We start from the raw sequence: 17351 nt of genomic DNA on the forward strand, positions 1-17351 counted from the left end.
GCCCATGTGGTTCACCCGCCTGTCCATCCACAACCCGGTGCTGGCCACCATGATGATGATGGCCTTCATCGTGATCGGCCTGTTCTCCTACCAGCGCCTGCCGGTTGACCAGTTCCCGGACATCACCTTCCCCATCGTCGTGGTGCAGACCGAGTACCCCGGCGCCGCGCCGGAATCGGTGGAGTCCGATGTCACCCGCAAGATCGAGGAAATCGTCAACACCATCTCGGGCATCGACGAGATTTTCTCGCACTCCTACCAAGGCACCTCGGTGGTGGTGATCAAGTTCGACCTGTCCGTCGATGTCGGCCAGGCCGCGCAGGACGTGCGCGACAAGATCGCGCTGATCCGCCCGCAGTTCCGCGACGAGGTGAAAGACCCGCGCGTGCTGCGCTACGACCCGTCGGACGCACCGGTGTTCTACCTGTCCGTGTCGAACGCGCCGGGGGCCGAGCGCACGCAGCGCGAGCTGACCACCATCGCCGACCAGATCGTGCGCAAGCGGCTGGAGACCGTGCGCGGCGTGGGCGCCATCAGCCTCGTTGGCGGCACCAAGCGCGAGGTGGAGATCCGTATCCGCCCCGCCCAGCTGGAGGCGCTCGGCATCGGCGTGAACCAGGTGATGGACGCCATCCGCAACGAGAACCAGGAACTACCCGCGGGCGAGCTGCGCTCCACCTCCACCGAGACGGTGGTGCAGATCAAGGGCCGCGTCATCACGCCGGATGCCTTCCGCCACATCATCGTGGCGCGCCGGGCTGGCCAGCCGGTTACGCTGGAGCAGGTCGCCGACGTGCGCGACGGCGAGGAGGAGCAGGAGAGCCTGGCCATGCTGGACGGCAAGCGCGCGCTGTTCCTGGCGGTGGTGAAGGCACAGGGCCAGAACACGGTCGACACCGTCGATGGCCTGATCAAGATGACCGATGAGGTGCGCAAGCTGCTGCCCGCGGGCGTGCAGCTCACCGTGGTCAACGACGCCGCGCGCGGCATCCGCAGCAGCGTCAAGGAAGTCCGCTCCACCCTGCTCGAAGGCGCCTTCCTGACGGTGGCCATCGTCTTCCTGTTCCTCGGCTCGTGGCGCAGCACGGTCATCACCGGGCTGACCCTGCCGATCGCGCTGATCGGCACGTTCGGTGTGATGTACATGTTTGGCTTCACGCTCAACGTGATCACGTTGATGGCGCTGTCGCTGTGCGTGGGCCTGTTGATCGACGATGCCATCGTGGTGCGCGAGAACATCGTGCGGCACAACCTGATGGGCAAGAACCATCGCACGGCGGCGCTCGATGGCACCAACGAGATCGGGCTGGCGGTGCTGGCCACCACCTTCTCCATCGTGGCGGTGTTCCTGCCGGTGGGGTTCATGGGCGGCATCATCGGCCGCTTCTTCCACCAGTTCGGCGTGACCGTGGTGGCGGCGGTGCTGATCTCCATGTTCGTCTCGTTCACGCTGGACCCGATGCTGTCCTCGGTCTGGCACGATCCCGACCTGCACGGCACCGGCAACAAGAAGAGCCTGTACGGCCGCACTGTGGGCCGCATGCTGGACTGGTTCTCGGCGCGCATGGATGCGCTCGGCCACGGCTATGGCTCGATGCTGGGCTGGGCGCTCAAGCACCGGCTGGCCACCGCCATCATCGCGGTGGTGACGTTCTTGGGCAGCTTCGCGCTGGTGCCGCTGATCGGCACGGAATTCGTACCGGCCGCCGACCTGGGCGAAACCCAGGTGGGCTTCACCACGCCGGTGGGCACCTCCCTGGCCGTTACCGAAGCCAAGGTCCGGCAGGTGGAAGCCGCGCTCAAGACCTTCCCCGAGGTGGCCTACACCTACGCCACCATCAACTCGGGCAATACCTCCGGGCGCAACAACGCGCTGGTGTCGGTGCGCCTGACCGAGCGCCGCGCACGCAAACTCACCACCAAAGAGCTTAACCCGATGATCCGGGAGCGCATGGCCAGCATCGCCGGCATCACGCTGACCATGGTCGGCATGCCGGATGGCGCCGGCGGTCAGAAGGCACTGCAGGTGTCGATCCAGGGCGACGACCTGGAAACGCTGCGGCGCCTGTCGCTGGAAGCCAGCCGGCACATGGCCGCGGTGCGCGGCCTGACCGACCTCGACTCCAGCATGAAGGACGACCGCCCCACCGTGGAAGTGCGCATCCGCCGCGAGCTTGCGTCCGACCTGGGCGTGGGCATCGTGCAGATCGGCAATGCGCTGCGCCCGCTGCTGGCCGGCGACGCCATCAGCTCATGGCGCGCCCCCGACGACCAGAACTACGACGTGCGCGTGCGCCTGCCCAAGGACGCCCGCACCGGCATGGCGGATCTCAGCGCGCTGATGATCGCCAGCAACCAGACCAACACCGACGGCTCGCCGCGCATGGTGCCCCTGCGCCAGATCGCCGAGCTGGTGCCCACCACCGGCGCCAACCAGATCAGCCGGCGCGATCTCTCCCGCGAAGTGGAGCTGACCGCGAATACCGCCGGGCGCTCGCAAGGCGAAGTGGCACGCGAGGTCAAGGCGGCGCTGGATGGCATGAACTGGCCGGCGGGCTACAAGTACCGCTTCGGCGGCTCCACCAAGTCGATGAACGAGTCGTTCGGCTTCGCGGTGTCGGCGCTGGCGCTGGCGGTGATCTTCATCTACATGATCCTGGCCTCGCAGTTCGCCAGCTTCTTCCAGCCGATCGCCATCATGACTTCGCTGCCGCTCACGCTGGTGGGCGTATTCGCGGCGCTGCTGCTGTTCCGCTCCACGCTCAACATGTTCTCCATCATCGGCTTCATCATGCTGATGGGGCTGGTGACCAAGAACGCGATCCTGCTGGTGGATTTTGCCAACCAGGCCCGGCGCGGCACCGACGGCCAGCCGCCGATGTCGCGCGAGGCCGCGCTGGTTGCCGCCGCCCGGGTGCGGCTGCGGCCGATCCTGATGACCACGCTGGCCATGATCTTCGGCATGGTGCCGCTGGCCTTCAGCCTGGGCGAAGGCGCCGAGCAACGCGCGCCGATGGGCCAGACGGTGATCGGCGGCATCATCACCTCGTCGATCCTGACCCTGGTAGTGGTTCCGGTGATCTATACGTACCTCGACGACTTCAGCGCATGGCTGGGCCGCAAGTGGCGCGGCAAGCAAGCCCAGGCAACTCCCGCCACCGCGCCGGCAGCCGACGACACGGCGGCGCACAAGCCAGCAAGCGCGGAATGAGGCAAGCCGCCCCAAAAGCCCCGGGCGGGACTGGAACCAGCCCGGAATGCCTCAGCCATGGCCGGACTGCGGCATGGAGGCCACAACTTGGGCCACGCGCTTGGGCAACTGTCATGGCGCGGGGTTAAAATATCAGGTTTGACGGATTTCCCCGGCCCCTCGCACCGCGCGGCCGGAACTCTGAACTGATTAGCGGTTGGCATTGGAAGGAATGGCAAGATGGACCTCGAGAAAGCCCGATTCAATATGATCGAACAGCAAATCCGCCCTTGGGATGTGCTGGATCAGGAAATCCTGGACCTGCTGGCAGTGGTCAAGCGGGAACAGTTCGTGCCGCAGGCCTACGCCGCGCTGGCCTTCGTCGACATGGAAATCCCGCTGCCGGGCGGCCAGAACATGCTGGCCCCGCGCGTGGAAGCCCGCATCCTGCAGGACCTGGCCGTGCGCAAGCATGAACAAGTGCTGGAAATCGGCGCCGGCTCCGGCTACATGGCTGCCCTGCTCGCCCACCGCGCGCGCCACGTGCTGACCGTGGACATCTTGCCGGAACTGGCCGAGCTGGCCCGCAAGAACCTGGCCGACGCCGGCGTGACCAATGTCGACGTGGCCCAAGGCAATGCCGCCACTGGCTGGGCCGCGAGCGCCCCCTACGACGTGATCTGCATTTCTGGCGCGTTGCCCTCGGTGCCCGCCTCCATCCTGTCGCAAGTCAAGGTCGGCGGGCGCATTGCGGCCTTCGTCGGCGCGCTGCCGGCCATGGAAGCGCAGATCATCACGCGCGTGAGCGAGAACGAGTACAAGACTGTCAACCTGTTCGAGACCGCCGTCACGCCGCTGATGGGCGCCGAGCAGCCGTCGCGCTTCCATTTCTGAGCGGGAAACAAGACATGCAGGTAATCAACGCACCCGAACTGGTGCAATGGCTGGCGGACGCCAGCCGGCCGCAGCCGGTGCTGCTCGACGTACGCGAAGGCTGGGAGGTGCAGACCTGCGCCATGCCCGGCATCACGCATATCCCGATGGGCCAGATCCCGGCACGTGCCGGCGAGCTTGACGAAGACGCAGACATCGTCTGCATCTGCCATCACGGCGCGCGCAGCATGCAGGTGGCAAGCTTCCTCGAGCGGCAAGGCTTTGCCAAGGTCTACAACCTGACCGGTGGCGTGCACGCCTGGGCCGAGCAGGTCGACCCGGCCATGCCGAAGTACTGAGCACAGCAAGAGCACAGCAAGCATCACTCCCAGGGCGCCGGCCTCCCGCGGCGCCAATTCCCTTGAACGCTGATCGTTAGAAACGTTAGCCGCGCGCCCGATGCCCGGCAGACTGGAGATGTCATGAGGTTTGCGCTTTTCCCTGCGCGGGGCGTGCCCAAGACGCGCCTGGCACTGACGGGTTCCCTGCTTGCGCTACTGCATCTGCCAGCCGCGCATGGCGCCGACCTGCTCCAGGTCTACCGCGATGCGCAGGCCAACGACGCGCAGTTCGCCAGCGCGCGCGCGCAGCTGGTGGCCAGTCAGGAAAAGCTGCCCCAGGGACGCTCCGGCTTGCTGCCGCAGGTCAGCGGCACGCTAAACGCCACGCGCACCAATGTGGACCAGACCGTGCCCTTGGTGTCGGACCGCTTTATCAACAACAATAACTGGTCGCTGCAACTGATCCAGCCTCTGTTTCGCTGGGACCGCTGGGAAACCTACAAGCAGGGCGAACTGGCCGCGCTGGCTGGCGAGGTGACTTTCAGCCAGGCGCAGCTCGACCTGATCACCCGCACCTCGCAGGCCTACTTCGACGTGCTGGCCGCGCAGGACAACCTCTACCTGGCCGGCGCGCAGAAAAAAGCCATCGGCGAGCAACTGGCGCAGGCCAAGCGCAACTTTGAGGTCGGCACCGCCACCATCACCGATGCCAACGACGCGCAGGCCCGCTACGACCTCGCCACCTCGACCGAGATCGCGGCGCAGAGCGACCTCGAAATCCGGCGCGCCAACCTGCAGCAGATCACCAGCAAGCCGGTCGACGAGCTGCTCGGATTGCGCACCGCCGCCACGCTGCCCGGTCCGCAGCCGCCCGATGTGAACACCTGGGCCAGCCAGGCCGAAAACACCAACCCGCAGGTGGGCCTGGCGCGCTACAACCTCGACTCTGCCCAGCGCGAGTACAACAAGGCACGTTCCGGCCACCTGCCCTCGGTCGACCTGGTCGCGTCGTACGGCTTCGTCAACTCCACCGGCAACGCCGCGCAGCAGGTCAATATTTCCAGCCGCTACAACAGCGCCCAGATCGGCGTGCAACTGAGCGTGCCGATCTACACCGGTGGCCAGATCCAGTCGCGCGTGCGTGAAACCGCCGCGCTGGCCGACAAGGCCGCCAGTGACCTCGAGTTTGCCCGCCGCACCGCAGCCCAGAGCGCGCGCCAAACCTACTCGGGCGTGTCCAACGGGCTCGCCCAGGTCAAGGCACTGGAAGCCGCCGAGCATTCCGCACAGAGCGCCGTGGAATCCAACCAGCTCGGCTACGAAGTCGGCGTGCGCATCAACATCGACGTGCTGAACGCCGAAGCGCAGTTGTTCTCCACCCGCCGCGACCTGGCCAAGGCGCGCTACGACACCATCATGAACGGGCTGCGCCTGAAGGCCGCTACCGGCGCCCTGACCGAGGACGATGTCGTGCAGATCAACACCCTGCTGACCTCAACCCCAGGCTCGATGTACAAGCTGCCGGAGAAGGTCAAGCTTGGCACGGCATCGCCGGCAGGCACGCCGCCGGCAAAGCGCGCCGCCACACGCAGCAAGGAAGCGATTGCGGCAGCGCCCGCGCCGCGCAGCTGAATGTGAATGCCGGGCGCCTGGCAGCAATCGGCATCCGCTCAAGACAAAAACGCCGCGGCTGTGAACCGCGGCGTTTTGCTTGCTGGCCCCACGTTGCTCAGTTCGCCCGGGTGCGAGACTCCACGCTCAACAACTGCCAGCGAATCGCGGACGCATCCATCGGCGGGTTCTCCGCACGCGTCTCGCGCACCCGCAAGGTGTACTCCACGCCCGGCTCGAAATCCAGCCCCTCGATCGGCCCATACCAAAGCGTCCACGGCGCGCCCGGGTTCTCGCGCACGCGGTAGCAAGTCTGCCGGCCCACGCCTGAGCACTCCACCCGCTGCGAATCCACGTACACCGTCTTCTCCACGCCGGCGGCGGCCGCCTGCGCATCCATCTTCGCGCCGCGCCGGCCCACGCCCTCGCGCTCTACGAACTGCAGCAGATCCCCGTCAGCGGTCTTCCAGATGATCTGGCGGCCCGTTGAACCGGCCGACGGCTGCGTACCCACGGTGGTGAAGGGCGACTGCATTGCCTTGAGCAGCGCGCTCTCCAGCTCCCCGCCCGGTGCAATGCAAGCCATGCGGGTTCCGGCCAGCCGGTCGAAACGCATGCCTGTTGCCGTCTTGCCATAGCCACCGGTAAAGCGATTGCAGCCGCTGTACCCGCTCACCGTGCCCTGCGCGGAATCGATCCCGCTATTGAACTCAAAGATGATCGGCTGGCCATTGTCGCCGTGCGGAATGGATTTCAGCGTGCCATCGGCCTGCTGCCAGCGCACCAGCTCCCAGCGGCTAGGGCCGCCGGTCTGTGCCTGGTTCAGGCTGGTGCCGGCACCAGGCGAATCCGGTGCGGGTGACGTGGCACAGGCACCCAGGGCTGCGGCCAGCAGTACGACTGCGGCGGCACGCGCGGTGAGCGCGGCGGGTGAAAGACGGAATATGTTCTGCATCTGGAAGCTCCTGGTTGGGGGCGCGCGGCTTGATCGGCCCGCGCCGCTCGGCGGCAGCTCGCAGGCCCGGTTGGGGCCGCGAGTCTGGCCCTCACGCGGGATAGTTTAACAACCGCCTGGAGACGAGGGACATCGGGCTGCGGCCTACAAGTTCCGCATGCGGCAGCGAAAAGCGGCGGCACTGCCGTACAGAACCGCCTAGTTCGCGTGGTCGAGCACCTGCCCCAGCGCAGCCATCGTGCGCGCCGTGGCACCCCGGTGCAGCACCGCGAACTCACGCGCATTTCCGCGCATGGCTTCGAGCCCCGGCGCATCGCCCAATATCGTTGCCGCCGCGCGCATCAGCGCATCGGCATCCGCCACGCGCTCACAGGCGCCGGCGGCGATGGCATCTTCCGTGGCCTGCGCGAAGTTGAAGGTATGCGGCCCGATCAGCACGGGCGTGCCAGCGGCGCAGGACTCGATCAGGTTCTGCCCGCCGAGTGGCAGCAGGCTGCCGCCGATAAAGGCGATATCCGAGGCGGCGAAGTACATCGCCATCTCGCCCATGGAGTCCCCCAGCAGCACGTCCGCCGTGACCGGCTCCGGCAGCCCCGCTTGCTCCCACGCAGCGGAGTCGCCAAGCGTGCCGCGGCGCTGCAGCGTGAAGCCGGCACGCGTGACCATCGCCGCCACTTCATCGAAGCGCTGCGGATGGCGCGGCACCAGCAGCAAAGCCGGGCGCGGCACATCGGCGCCAAGCGCCTGCCAACGCGCAAACGCTTCCAGCAGCAGCGCTTCCTCGCCGTCACGCGTGCTGGTGGCGGCGAACACGGCGCGCGAGCCAAACCCCTGGCGCAGCACGCGGCCGCGCCGCAGGCCTGCCTCGGGCAGTTGCATATCGAATTTGAGGTTGCCGGTCACCTGTACTGACGGCAGCCCGAGCGCGCGGAAGCGCTCAGCGTCGCCTTGGGTCTGCGCCAGCACCGCGGTGAAGTCGCGATACATCGCGGTGGCGGCGCTGCCAAAGCGCGCGGTGCGCCGGAAGCTGCGCGGCGACAGCCGGGCATTGACCAGCAGCAACGGCACGCCGGCCACGCGGGCACCGCGCACAAGGTTGGGCCATACCTCGGTTTCCATCAGCATGCCGGCATCCGGACGGAAATAGCGCAGGAAGCGCCGCACCAGCCACGACAGGTCGTACGGCAGATAGCACTGCAGCACGCGCGGCTCGCCGCCGTACAACTGGGCGCCGGTTTGCCGCCCGGTCGGCGTCATATGCGTGAGCAGGAGGCGATGGGTCGGATATTGCGCCAGCAGTGCGTCAATCAGCGGCTGGGCGGCCCGGGTTTCGCCCACCGACACCGCATGGACCCACAACCAGGGGCCCGCCGACGGCAGGCCGCCATAAGCGCCAAGGCGCTCACCCACGTGCTGCACGTAGCCGGGTTCCTTGCGGGCACGCCACACCAGGCGCAGCAGCGCGACCGGCAGCGCCAGCAGCCATAGCAGGTTATACAAGACGCGCAGCATCAGTTCCCCTGCCCACGCACGCGCCGGCTGGCCGCGTAGACTTCATCGACGGACGGCACGATGCCATCGTCGCCCACATTGGCGATCTGGCCCGACCAGTAGCCTTCCGTCTTCCAGCGCCACGTCGCGGTGTAGATCTCGACTGTGGGCCGGCACAGCGCCGCGGCGATATGGACCAACCCCGTATCGACGCCGATCACCACCTCGGCGCGATTGATCAGGCCAAACCCCTGCATGACCGTAAAGCGCGGCAGCACCTGCGCCTGCGGCACGCCGGCAGCGATCTCTTGCGCCGCGCGCCGTTCCGCGTCGTTGCCCCAGGGCAGCAACATGGTCAGGCCCTCGTGCGCCAGCCGGCGGCCGAGGTCGTGCCAGCTCGCCAGCGGCCATTTCTTCTTCGCGCCCGCGGTAGCGTGAAAGCACACTGCGTAGCGCGTTGGCAGGCCAGCCCATAGCGCATCGTCGACATGCAGCGCGCGCGCGCCGGGGCCGAAGAATTGGGGCGGTTCCGGCGGCGTGCCACCAGTCAGCGCCGCGCCCAGCAGGCGCGAACGGCGCACCGAATGCGTCTGGCGGGGTACGGTCACGGGTTCGGTATAGAACATCCGCGCGGCCGGCTCGTAGCCGGAGCCTTGCGTGGCATTGGCCAGCCCGATCACAGGCGCGCCCTGGCGGCGGTTGGCCACGCGTGCCACCACGGCAGTCTTGAGCAGGCCCTGCGTCTCGATCACGGCGTCGTAAGCGTCCTCTCGCAAGGCGCGCTTGAACGCACCGATCTCCCGCCAGGTGGCAGCCTGGTAGAAACGCTTGCGCCAGCGCCGCAGCGCGAACGGAATCACCCGCCGCACTTCGGGCAGCAAGCGCACGAGATCGACATAGCCCTCCTCGACCACCCAGTCGATCTCGCAATCCGGCCAGCGCGCGCGCAGGTCGTGCACCAGCGGCATGTTATGCACCACGTCGCCTAGCGACGAGACCTTGACCACCAGGATGCGCGGCCGCGCGGGCAGCGCATGCGGGGTCAAGGATTTGCCCGTTGTTCCCGTCAGGGGCTCAGTCAACGGCATCCGCTCAGAACGGGAGTTGCGCGTCCGGCTTTTCCGCCAGGATCACACGTTTGAATTCGGCCTGGATACGCGCCAGCGCGGCGTCATTGTCGGCCTCGAAACGCATCACCACCACGGGCGTGGTGTTGGACGGACGCGCCAGGCCAAAGCCGTCGGGGTACTCCACGCGCACGCCATCGATGGTGATGACTTCACGCGCGCCGTCGAACCTTGCATTGGCGCGGATCTTGTCGAGCAGCGTGAAAGCTTCGCCTTCCGCGCATTTGAGCTGCAGCTCGGGCGTGCAGTTGGAGTTAGGCAAGGCATTGAGCACCGCACTCGGGTCGGCCTGCTTGGACAGGATCTCCAGCAGGCGCGCGCCGGTGTACAGGCCGTCGTCGAAACCGTACCAGCGATCCTTGAAGAACACGTGGCCGCTCATCTCGCCGGCCAAGGGCGCGCCAGTCTCCTTGAGCTTGGCCTTGACCAGCGAATGGCCCGTCTTCCACATCAGCGGCTCGCCGCCGTGCTCGCGGATCCAGGGGGCCAGCTTGCCGGTGCACTTCACGTCGTAGATGATCTGCTGGCCGGGATTGCGCGACAAGATCTCTTCGGCAAACAGCATGAGCTGGCGATCGGGGAAGATCACCTGGCCGTCCTTGGTCACCACGCCCAGGCGATCGCCGTCGCCGTCAAAGGCCAGGCCGAGCTCGCAATCCGTGTCGCGCAGGCACTGCATCAGGTCCTGCAGGTTCTCCACATGGGCCGGATCGGGATGGTGGTTGGGGAAATTGCCATCCACCTCGCAAAACAGCTCCGTCACCTCGCAGCCCAGCGCGCGGAACAGGTCGCCCACGAAGGCACCTGCCACGCCATTGCCGGCATCCAGCGCGATCTTCATCGGGCGCGCCAGCTTGATGTCGCCGACGATGCGGTCCAGGTACTGCTGGCGGATATCGACCTGCTGGTAGCCGCCCGCGCCGCTGGCGAACTTGCCGGCGTCGATGCGCTGGCGCAACGACTGGATCTGCTCGCCATAGATCGCCTTGCCGGCCAGCACCATCTTGAAGCCGTTGTAGTCAGGCGGATTGTGGCTGCCGGTCACCATGATGCCGGAAGTGGCGCGGCGCCCCGCCAGCTCGACATTGGTGCCGAAGTACACCATGGGCGTGGCCACCATGCCGAGGTCGATCACGTCCATGCCCGCGGCGCGCAGGCCCTCGACCAGTCCGCCCAGCAGGTCCGGCCCCGACAGGCGCCCGTCGCGCCCGACCACCACGGCGCGCTCGCCTTGCTCTGCGGCGGCCGTACCGAACGACAAGCCAATCGCACGCGCCACGTCACGCGTCAGTGTCTTGTCGACGATGCCACGGATATCGTAGGCCTTGAAAATGGAAGGATCAGCTTGCATGGGTCATCCTGTGTGTAGGCGGTAGAACCAGTCGACGTTGCCGGCCACGAATTCCGGCCAGGGCCGAGTCGGCAGGCAAATGCGTCAAAGACCGTATTTTGCCGGATTGCGAGTGGCGCGCCAGTTATAATCGAACGGCCTTGCTGGAAAATGGCGCCGCAAGCCAGCCTGGAAGTGGATCGATCCCCACCTGAGCGGGGTGCCACAGCTGCCCGCCCAGTATCGGGGGACGGGCCTGCCGGACAACCTTGCCGCCGGCCCTGCCCCAGGCTCGTCGGCCATACTGAAATGCCCTGGTAGCCTGTTCCTGTTGCCCGCCCTCGCGCTTTTTGCCCAGTGCCTTCGCCCCTGCCCTCCCGCCGCCCGCGTATCGCCTTCCTGATCACGAACTCCGAGATCGGCGGGGCGCAGACGCACGTCGCCGATCTGCTGCACGCCCTGCGCGACAGGATCGAGCCCGTGTTGCTGGCCGGGGGCGACGGGCCCCTGCTGGACGCCGCCAGGGCAGCCGGCGCCCGCACCATACGCCTGGCCCTGCTCGACAATGCCCTCTCGCCGCTGCGCGCGCTGGCCGCGCTCAGGGAACTGCTCAAGGCTCTCCGGGAGACCTCGCCTGACCTTATCCATGCGCATAGCGCAAAGGCCGGCGCGCTAGGCCGCGTTGCCGGATGGCTGCTCGGCATCCCTGTGGTCTATACGGTGCATGGCTTTGCCTTCAAGGCCGCGGCCCCGGCTCGCCAGCGCCTCATCTCGCGCTGCATGGAATGGCTGCTGGCACCGCTGGCCGCCCGCCTGATCTGCGTGGCGCAGGGCGAACGCGCGCTGGCCGCGTCGCTGCCGATCCCCGCCGCGCGGGTCAGCGTGATCCGCAACGGCATCGCGGACAGCAGCGCGCGGGCGACGCCCGGCACGCCGCTGCGGCGCATTGTCATGGTGGCGCGCCTGGCCGCCCCGAAGCGCGCCGACCTGCTGATTCGCGCCTTCGCCCGCGCCGCCCTGCCCGATTGCGAGCTGGTACTGGCGGGCGTTGGCCCCCAGATGGCCACCCTGCAGTCCTTGGCCGATAGCGTGGCACCGGGCCGGGTAAGGTTTGCTGGCCCTGTCACCGACGTCCCCGCCTTGCTGGCATCGGCCCAGGCTTTCGCGCTGGCATCTGACCATGAAGGCTTCCCGCTTTCGGTACTGGAGGCCATGCGTGCCGGCCTGCCCGTCGTCGCCAGCGACCTCCCGGGCATCCGGGAGCAACTGGACAGCGGCGCTAGCGGCCTGCTGGTCGCCGGCGATGACGAACACGCCTGGGCGGCCGCGCTGGCACGGCTGGCCAACGACCCCACGCTGCGTGAGACACTGGGACGCAATGCCCGGACGCGCTGGGCAAGGGAATTTGGCCTGGCACCGATGGCCGACGCCACCTGGACGATCTACCAGCAAGCGCTGGCGGGCAAGCCAGGCGCCGCCCGCGCGGCGGCCAGCACCGGAGCAGGCGGACAATGAACAAGACCCACAGTGTCGGCCGCCCTGCCCAGCTGACCCGCCCGCAGGGCTCGGAAACCGTCCGCCGCGCCAGCCGCATGCTGGCCTGGGCGCTGCTCGGCCTGCTGCTGTTCGGCCTCAATATCGCGCTCGCCGAGTTCGCCCATCACGCCGCGCTGGTCACTTACGTCTTCACCCGCACCCTGCTGTGGTCGGTGCTGCCCTATCTGTTCGCCTTCGTGCTGCTGCACCGGTCCCTGCACCTGCCCGCCATGGAAGGCAACAGCCTTGTCGGGTTGGCCACCACCTTGCCCTTTGCCGCGCTGCTCTTTGTCTTCGCCGCCTTCCACCTCGAGTATTCGCGCGGCGCGCTGCTGCTCAGCTACGTCACCACGCTAGGCTGGATCTGGTTCGGCTACCGGCGCTTCGTGCGCAACTACGTGCCCGTGTTCGGCTATACCGACGCCGCCACGCTGGCGCAGCTGGAGCAGATCCTCGCCATGCCCGGTGCGGCGCCGGCCAGCCCCACCCGCTTCCAGGCCATCAGCTCGCTCGACGAAGCCGTGCATTGCGACGGCCTGATGCTGGACCGCAACGCCACCGCCGACCCCGAGCGCACCCGGGTGCTCGCCCAGTTCAAGCTCAGCCACGTACGCATGTATTCTGTCGAGCGGATCGGAGAGATGCTGACCGGCCGCGTGGGGCTGGCGCACATCGACGAGAACTTCCTCGACGACTACGCCGCGCACTACTTCTACAGCTTCGCCAAACGCCTGATCGACCTGGCGGCGGTACTCTGCCTGGCGCCCGTTGCGCTGCCGCTGGGATTGGCGGTAGCCGTGGCCATCCGCCTGGAATCCGTCGGCCCGGCCTTGTTCCACCAGGCACGGGTGGGCGTATTCGGCAAGCCCTTCACCATGTTCAAGTTCCGCAGCATGGGCTACGACGCCGGCGCGCCGGCACAGTTCGCCGCCCGCCGCGACCCGCGCGTGACCCGTGTCGGCCGCGTCATCCGCAAATACCGGCTAGATGAAATCCCGCAGTTGTGGAACGTGCTGGTCGGCGACATGAGCCTGATCGGCCCGCGCCCCGAACAAGTGCCGATGGTCGAGGATTTCGCCCGCACCATCCCATACTATCCCTACCGTCACCTGGTGCGGCCGGGACTGTCAGGCTGGGCGCAGGTGCAGCAAGGCTACGTCGGCACGCATGAAGAAACTGTGACAAAGCTCAGCTACGACCTGTATTACGTCAAGCACTGCTCGTTTGCCTTGGACTTACTGATCGCGGTGAAGACATTGAGGACATTGCTGACGGGGTACGGGGCGCGGTGACCAAGGCATTCCGCTCCCACTGCGCCACCGCGCCGATGCGTATCCTGCTGTTGAGCACGGGGCTCAAGCTCGGCGGAGCCGAGCGGCAGGTGGCTGCCCTGGCGCGGCAGTTCATCGCCATGGGACATGCGGTTGCGGTCGTCAGCCTGACGCCCGGCCACGATGTGGCGCTGCCGGACGCGGCCACCCTGCTGCAGCTGAATATGCGCAAGACGCCCATATCAATGGCGAGGGCACTATGGCAATTGCGCGCATTTGTGCGAAAGTGGCGCCCGGAAATCATTCATGCCCACATGGTCCACGCCAACCTGCTCGCCCGTGCGCTTGCCGCGACTGCGGAAATGCCCCCCATCATCTGCACCGCGCATAGTGCACGGGAGGGCGGACGCCTGCGCATGCTCGCGTACCGGCTGACGGACCGCTGGGCCAGCCTGACCACCCATGTCAGCCCGCAAGCGCGGCTGGCAATGGTGGATGCGGGCGCCGTTCCCGCCGCACGCATTGTCGTCATGCCGAATGGCATCGATACCTTGCAGTTCCGCCCCGATCCCGCCGAGCGGAGCATCGCCAGGGCGGAACTGGGCCTGGCCGACGACACGCGGCTGCTGCTCAACATCGGCCGCCTTGTGCCGGAGAAGGCACAAACCGTCTTGATCGATGCATTCGCCAGGCTGAAAGCCGATACAACGACGCCTGCCCGGCTGGCCATTGTCGGCGAAGGACCCGAGCGCCTGGTGCTCGAGCAGCGAATTCGCCAGCACCGGCTCGAAGGCAGTGTCACGCTGGCAGGCATGCGCCGCGACGTGGCGGCCCTGCTCAACGCGGCCGACCTGTTTGTCCTTTCCTCGGAGATCGAAGGCATGCCGCTGGCCGTGGGCGAAGCGCTGGCCTGCGGGTGCCCGGTGGTTTCCACCGACGCGGCCGGCGTGGCGGAGTTGCTCGGCGAGTGCGGCGAGATCGTACCCAGGGGCGACGCCCCGGCCCTGGCCGCGGCCATGCGCAAGGCGCTGGCGACTGGCCAGGGCAGCGCCGCCGAACAGGTCGCCCGCCGCCAGCGCGTCGTATCGCGCTTCAGTATCGAAGCGGTCGCCGGCCAGTGGCTCGCATGCTATGCGAGCTTGGCCCGGACGTCCCGCGCAGCCTGTACGGAGCCTGTCTGATGCAACGCAGGGTCGCGAACAACCTGGTGTGGATGCTGGTCGAGCGTGGCCTGCAGGTCGGCGCCGGCATCGGTATCGTGGCCATGCTGGCTCGCGGGCTGGGACCGGAGGGATTCGCGCATATCCAGTATGCGCAGGCCGTGGTCTACATCGCCTCCTCGATCGCGCTGATCTGCGGCGGTGAAGTCGTCATTCCCCGCCTGGTGGCCAACCAGGATCCGCTCGCGCAACATAGCCTGCTGGCCCATGCATTCCGGCTCAGGCTGGCGGCGGGCATGCTCGGCTACCTGCTGATGTGCGCCTTCCTGGCCGTCACCGGGCAGGCCGTCGAATTCTGGCTGCCGGCCTTGATCATCGGCGTGGCCGTGGTGCTGCGCGAGCCCTTCGGCATTGTCACGGCATGGATGCAGGCCCATACGCAGACGCGGCCCAACACGCTGTTCAACCTAGCCTCGCTGACAGTGAAGGCAGCCGGTGTCGCGTTGCTGTTCGCCCTGGGTGTCCACAATGTGCCCGCCTATGCGACCGCCTTCGCGCTGGAACCGGTGGTGATGGCCGTGCTGCTGACGAGTTTCTATCTGGCGCGCGCGCCCCGTTCCCGCGTATCGCACGACCCGGCCCAGATCCGGGAATTATTCGGCAACGGACTGCTGTTCTGGGCGAGCTTCATGCTCATGATGGGCTCGCGCCGGATTGACCAGTTGCTGCTCAAGCCACTAGTTTCCCTCGGTGAACTGGGTGCCTACGCAGCCTCCATGCAGATCCTGGACAACTTTGTCATGGTGGCCACCATCCTGGCAGCCGGTATCGCGCCGATCTATGTCTACGCGCAGCCCACGCTGGCGCAGGCGCGCCGCAACATCCTCAAGATTGCCGCCAGCATGATGGCCGTGGGCGCCATCGGCGGCATACTGATCGCGCTGAGCGCGCACTGGATCATCCACCTGCTCTATGGCTCGGCCTTCGCTTCGGCGGCCAGCCTGCTGCAGCTCGCCGCGCTGGCCTCGACGCTGATATTCGCCGATGTCGGGCTGACCCTGCTGCCGATCTACCTGCGGCGCCCGCGCCTGGTGGCAGTCAAATGGGGCCTAGCGTTCACTGTCACGATTCTCATCGATATTGTCGCCATTCCCCGTTTCGGCGTGTACGGCGCCATCCTGGGTTACGCCGTCGCTAACCTGCTCTCGGTGCTGTTCGGCATTGTTATCTGGCTGCGCAGCGCAAATGCACAGCCAGCCGCGCAGGGGGTCCGCGCGTGAAGCCGGCACTGCCCCGGCTGTGTTTCCTCACCGGGACATTGAATGCGGTGGCGGGCGCGGAACGGATGACCGCCACCATGGCCAATGCACTCGCCGGGAAGGGATATGCCGTCACAATCCTGAGTCTGTGGGATGCGGCAAGCTGCTTCCCGCTGCACCCCGCCGTCAGGCACGAAGCGCTGTTTGCAAGCCGCCCTTCCTTCAAGCGCGCATACGCCGCCACCGTGGCCGGCATCCGCCGCCACCTCAGGGCACACAAGACAGATGTGCTGGTACAGGTGGACCCCATGCTCGCATTCTTTGCCCTGCCTGCGGCACTTGGCCTGGGCGTGCGCCACGTTGCCTGGGAACACTGCCACTTTGACAAAGACCTCGGCAAGCCGGCGCGCAGGCTGGCACGCCGCCTGGCGGCGCGGTTTTGCGAGGCAGTGGTGGTGCTGACCGAGCGGGACCGCCGCCGGTGGCTCGAAGCACTGCGCCCCCGCAGTGCCGTAGTCTGCATCCCGAATCCCCTGCCCTTCTCGATGCCTGCGCAAGCCGCCCCTAGGACGGGCAGGACCGTGCTTGCGGTGGGACGGCTGGTCACCGCCAAGGGTTTCGATGTCCTGCTGCGTGCCTGGGCGGAAGTCGCTCCGCAGGCACCGGGCTGGCGGCTGACAATTGCCGGCGAGGGCGAAGAGCGCGCCGCGCTGGAAGCCTTGCGCGACGAACTCGGCCTGGGCGACAGCGTAACGCTGCCCGGCATCTATGAGGATGTAACGATGGCTTACAGCCAGGCCTCGATTTTCTGCCTCAGCTCGCGCTACGAAGGCTTTGGGCTGGTGCTGATCGAAGCGATGGCGTTCGGCCTGCCGATCGTGTCGACCGACTGCGAGACCGGACCGCGGGAACTGCTCGAGCCCGGGTGCGATGCGCTGATGGTGCCGGTTGACCAGCCGACCGAGCTTGCCCGGGCACTCGGGCACTTGATCGGGCATCCCGGGGAAGCAACTGCGCTTGGCAAGACGGCGCGGGAAAAAGCCCGGACGTACTCGCCAGAGCAACTCATCGGGCAGTGGGAAGCACTGATGCGCCAGGGCAGAAGCCCAAGAGGCGGCCAGTGACAACGCCGAAAGCCAGAGGTTTCGTTCTAGCGAGATTAAATAAGAGGAAACACTCGGCCTCTATTCCTGCCTTGCCCCCCCTA

13 protein-coding genes are annotated in these 17351 nt (G+C 67.1%); 9 read left to right on the forward strand and 4 right to left on the reverse strand.

The window, feature by feature from the left end:
• Positions 1 to 4: 4 nt before the first annotated feature.
• From A9975_RS33945 to A9975_RS33960, 4 genes are all read left to right on the forward strand, one after another.
• Entirely contained in the window at positions 5 to 3211 is a 3207-nt protein-coding gene (locus A9975_RS33945) for an efflux RND transporter permease subunit (protein WP_183036565.1), read from the forward strand.
• A 219-nt stretch (positions 3212 to 3430) separates the two neighbouring features.
• Positions 3431 to 4084, forward strand: a complete 654-nt coding sequence (locus A9975_RS33950; protein ID WP_183036566.1) for a protein-L-isoaspartate O-methyltransferase — start codon at positions 3431 to 3433, stop codon at positions 4082 to 4084.
• Positions 4085 to 4098: 14 nt separating this feature from the next.
• A complete protein-coding gene (locus tag A9975_RS33955) occupies positions 4099 to 4422 on the forward strand; it encodes a rhodanese-like domain-containing protein (protein WP_043348625.1) in 324 nt (107 codons plus the stop codon).
• 123 nt (positions 4423 to 4545) lie between these two features.
• On the forward strand, positions 4546 to 6036 hold the full coding sequence (locus A9975_RS33960) for a TolC family outer membrane protein (RefSeq protein WP_183036567.1): 1491 nt from the start codon (positions 4546 to 4548) through the stop codon (positions 6034 to 6036).
• 97 nt (positions 6037 to 6133) lie between these two features.
• On the opposite strand, the gene A9975_RS33965 is transcribed toward A9975_RS33960, so the two are convergent.
• From A9975_RS33965 to A9975_RS33980, 4 genes are all read right to left on the reverse strand, one after another.
• The gene (locus A9975_RS33965) at positions 6134 to 6970 is read right to left on the reverse strand and encodes an META and DUF4377 domain-containing protein (RefSeq protein ID WP_183036568.1); all 837 of its coding nucleotides are present in this window, start codon (positions 6968 to 6970) and stop codon (positions 6134 to 6136) included.
• 198 nt (positions 6971 to 7168) lie between these two features.
• Positions 7169 to 8482, reverse strand: coding sequence for a lipid IV(A) 3-deoxy-D-manno-octulosonic acid transferase (waaA, locus tag A9975_RS33970; RefSeq protein ID WP_183036569.1), 1314 nt, complete (start codon positions 8480 to 8482; stop codon positions 7169 to 7171).
• Positions 8482 to 9549 carry a lipopolysaccharide heptosyltransferase I gene (waaC, locus tag A9975_RS33975; protein WP_183036570.1) on the reverse strand — a complete coding sequence of 356 codons (1068 nt, stop codon included), beginning with the start codon at positions 9547 to 9549 and terminating at the stop codon, positions 8482 to 8484. The genes waaA and waaC overlap by 1 nt, the downstream gene beginning before the upstream one ends.
• 4 nt (positions 9550 to 9553) lie before the next feature.
• Positions 9554 to 10939: a phosphomannomutase/phosphoglucomutase gene (locus A9975_RS33980; protein ID WP_183036571.1), complete on the reverse strand. Its 1386-nt coding sequence runs from the start codon at positions 10937 to 10939 to the stop codon at positions 9554 to 9556.
• Positions 10940 to 11275: 336 nt separating this feature from the next.
• Between A9975_RS33980 and A9975_RS33985 the strand changes: the two genes are divergently transcribed.
• Genes A9975_RS33985 through A9975_RS34005 form a run of 5 tightly spaced genes read left to right on the forward strand, consistent with a single transcriptional unit; the run spans position 11276 to position 17268 of the window.
• On the forward strand, positions 11276 to 12433 hold the full coding sequence (locus A9975_RS33985; protein WP_183036572.1) for a glycosyltransferase family 4 protein: 1158 nt from the start codon (positions 11276 to 11278) through the stop codon (positions 12431 to 12433).
• A complete protein-coding gene (locus tag A9975_RS33990; RefSeq protein WP_183036573.1) occupies positions 12430 to 13746 on the forward strand; it encodes a sugar transferase in 1317 nt (438 codons plus the stop codon). The genes A9975_RS33985 and A9975_RS33990 overlap by 4 nt, the downstream gene beginning before the upstream one ends.
• Positions 13743 to 14906 carry a glycosyltransferase gene (locus A9975_RS33995; protein WP_309404590.1) on the forward strand — a complete coding sequence of 388 codons (1164 nt, stop codon included), beginning with the start codon at positions 13743 to 13745 and terminating at the stop codon, positions 14904 to 14906. The genes A9975_RS33990 and A9975_RS33995 overlap by 4 nt, the downstream gene beginning before the upstream one ends.
• Positions 14906 to 16165: a lipopolysaccharide biosynthesis protein gene (locus A9975_RS34000; RefSeq protein WP_183036574.1), complete on the forward strand. Its 1260-nt coding sequence runs from the start codon at positions 14906 to 14908 to the stop codon at positions 16163 to 16165. The genes A9975_RS33995 and A9975_RS34000 overlap by 1 nt, the downstream gene beginning before the upstream one ends.
• A complete protein-coding gene (locus tag A9975_RS34005; RefSeq protein WP_370565965.1) occupies positions 16162 to 17268 on the forward strand; it encodes a glycosyltransferase family 4 protein in 1107 nt (368 codons plus the stop codon). The genes A9975_RS34000 and A9975_RS34005 overlap by 4 nt, the downstream gene beginning before the upstream one ends.
• The last annotated feature ends 83 nt before the right edge of the window (positions 17269 to 17351 follow it).

It is taken from the genome of Cupriavidus sp. UME77 (assembly GCF_014170355.1).
Lineage (GTDB): Bacteria > Pseudomonadota > Gammaproteobacteria > Burkholderiales > Burkholderiaceae > Cupriavidus > Cupriavidus basilensis.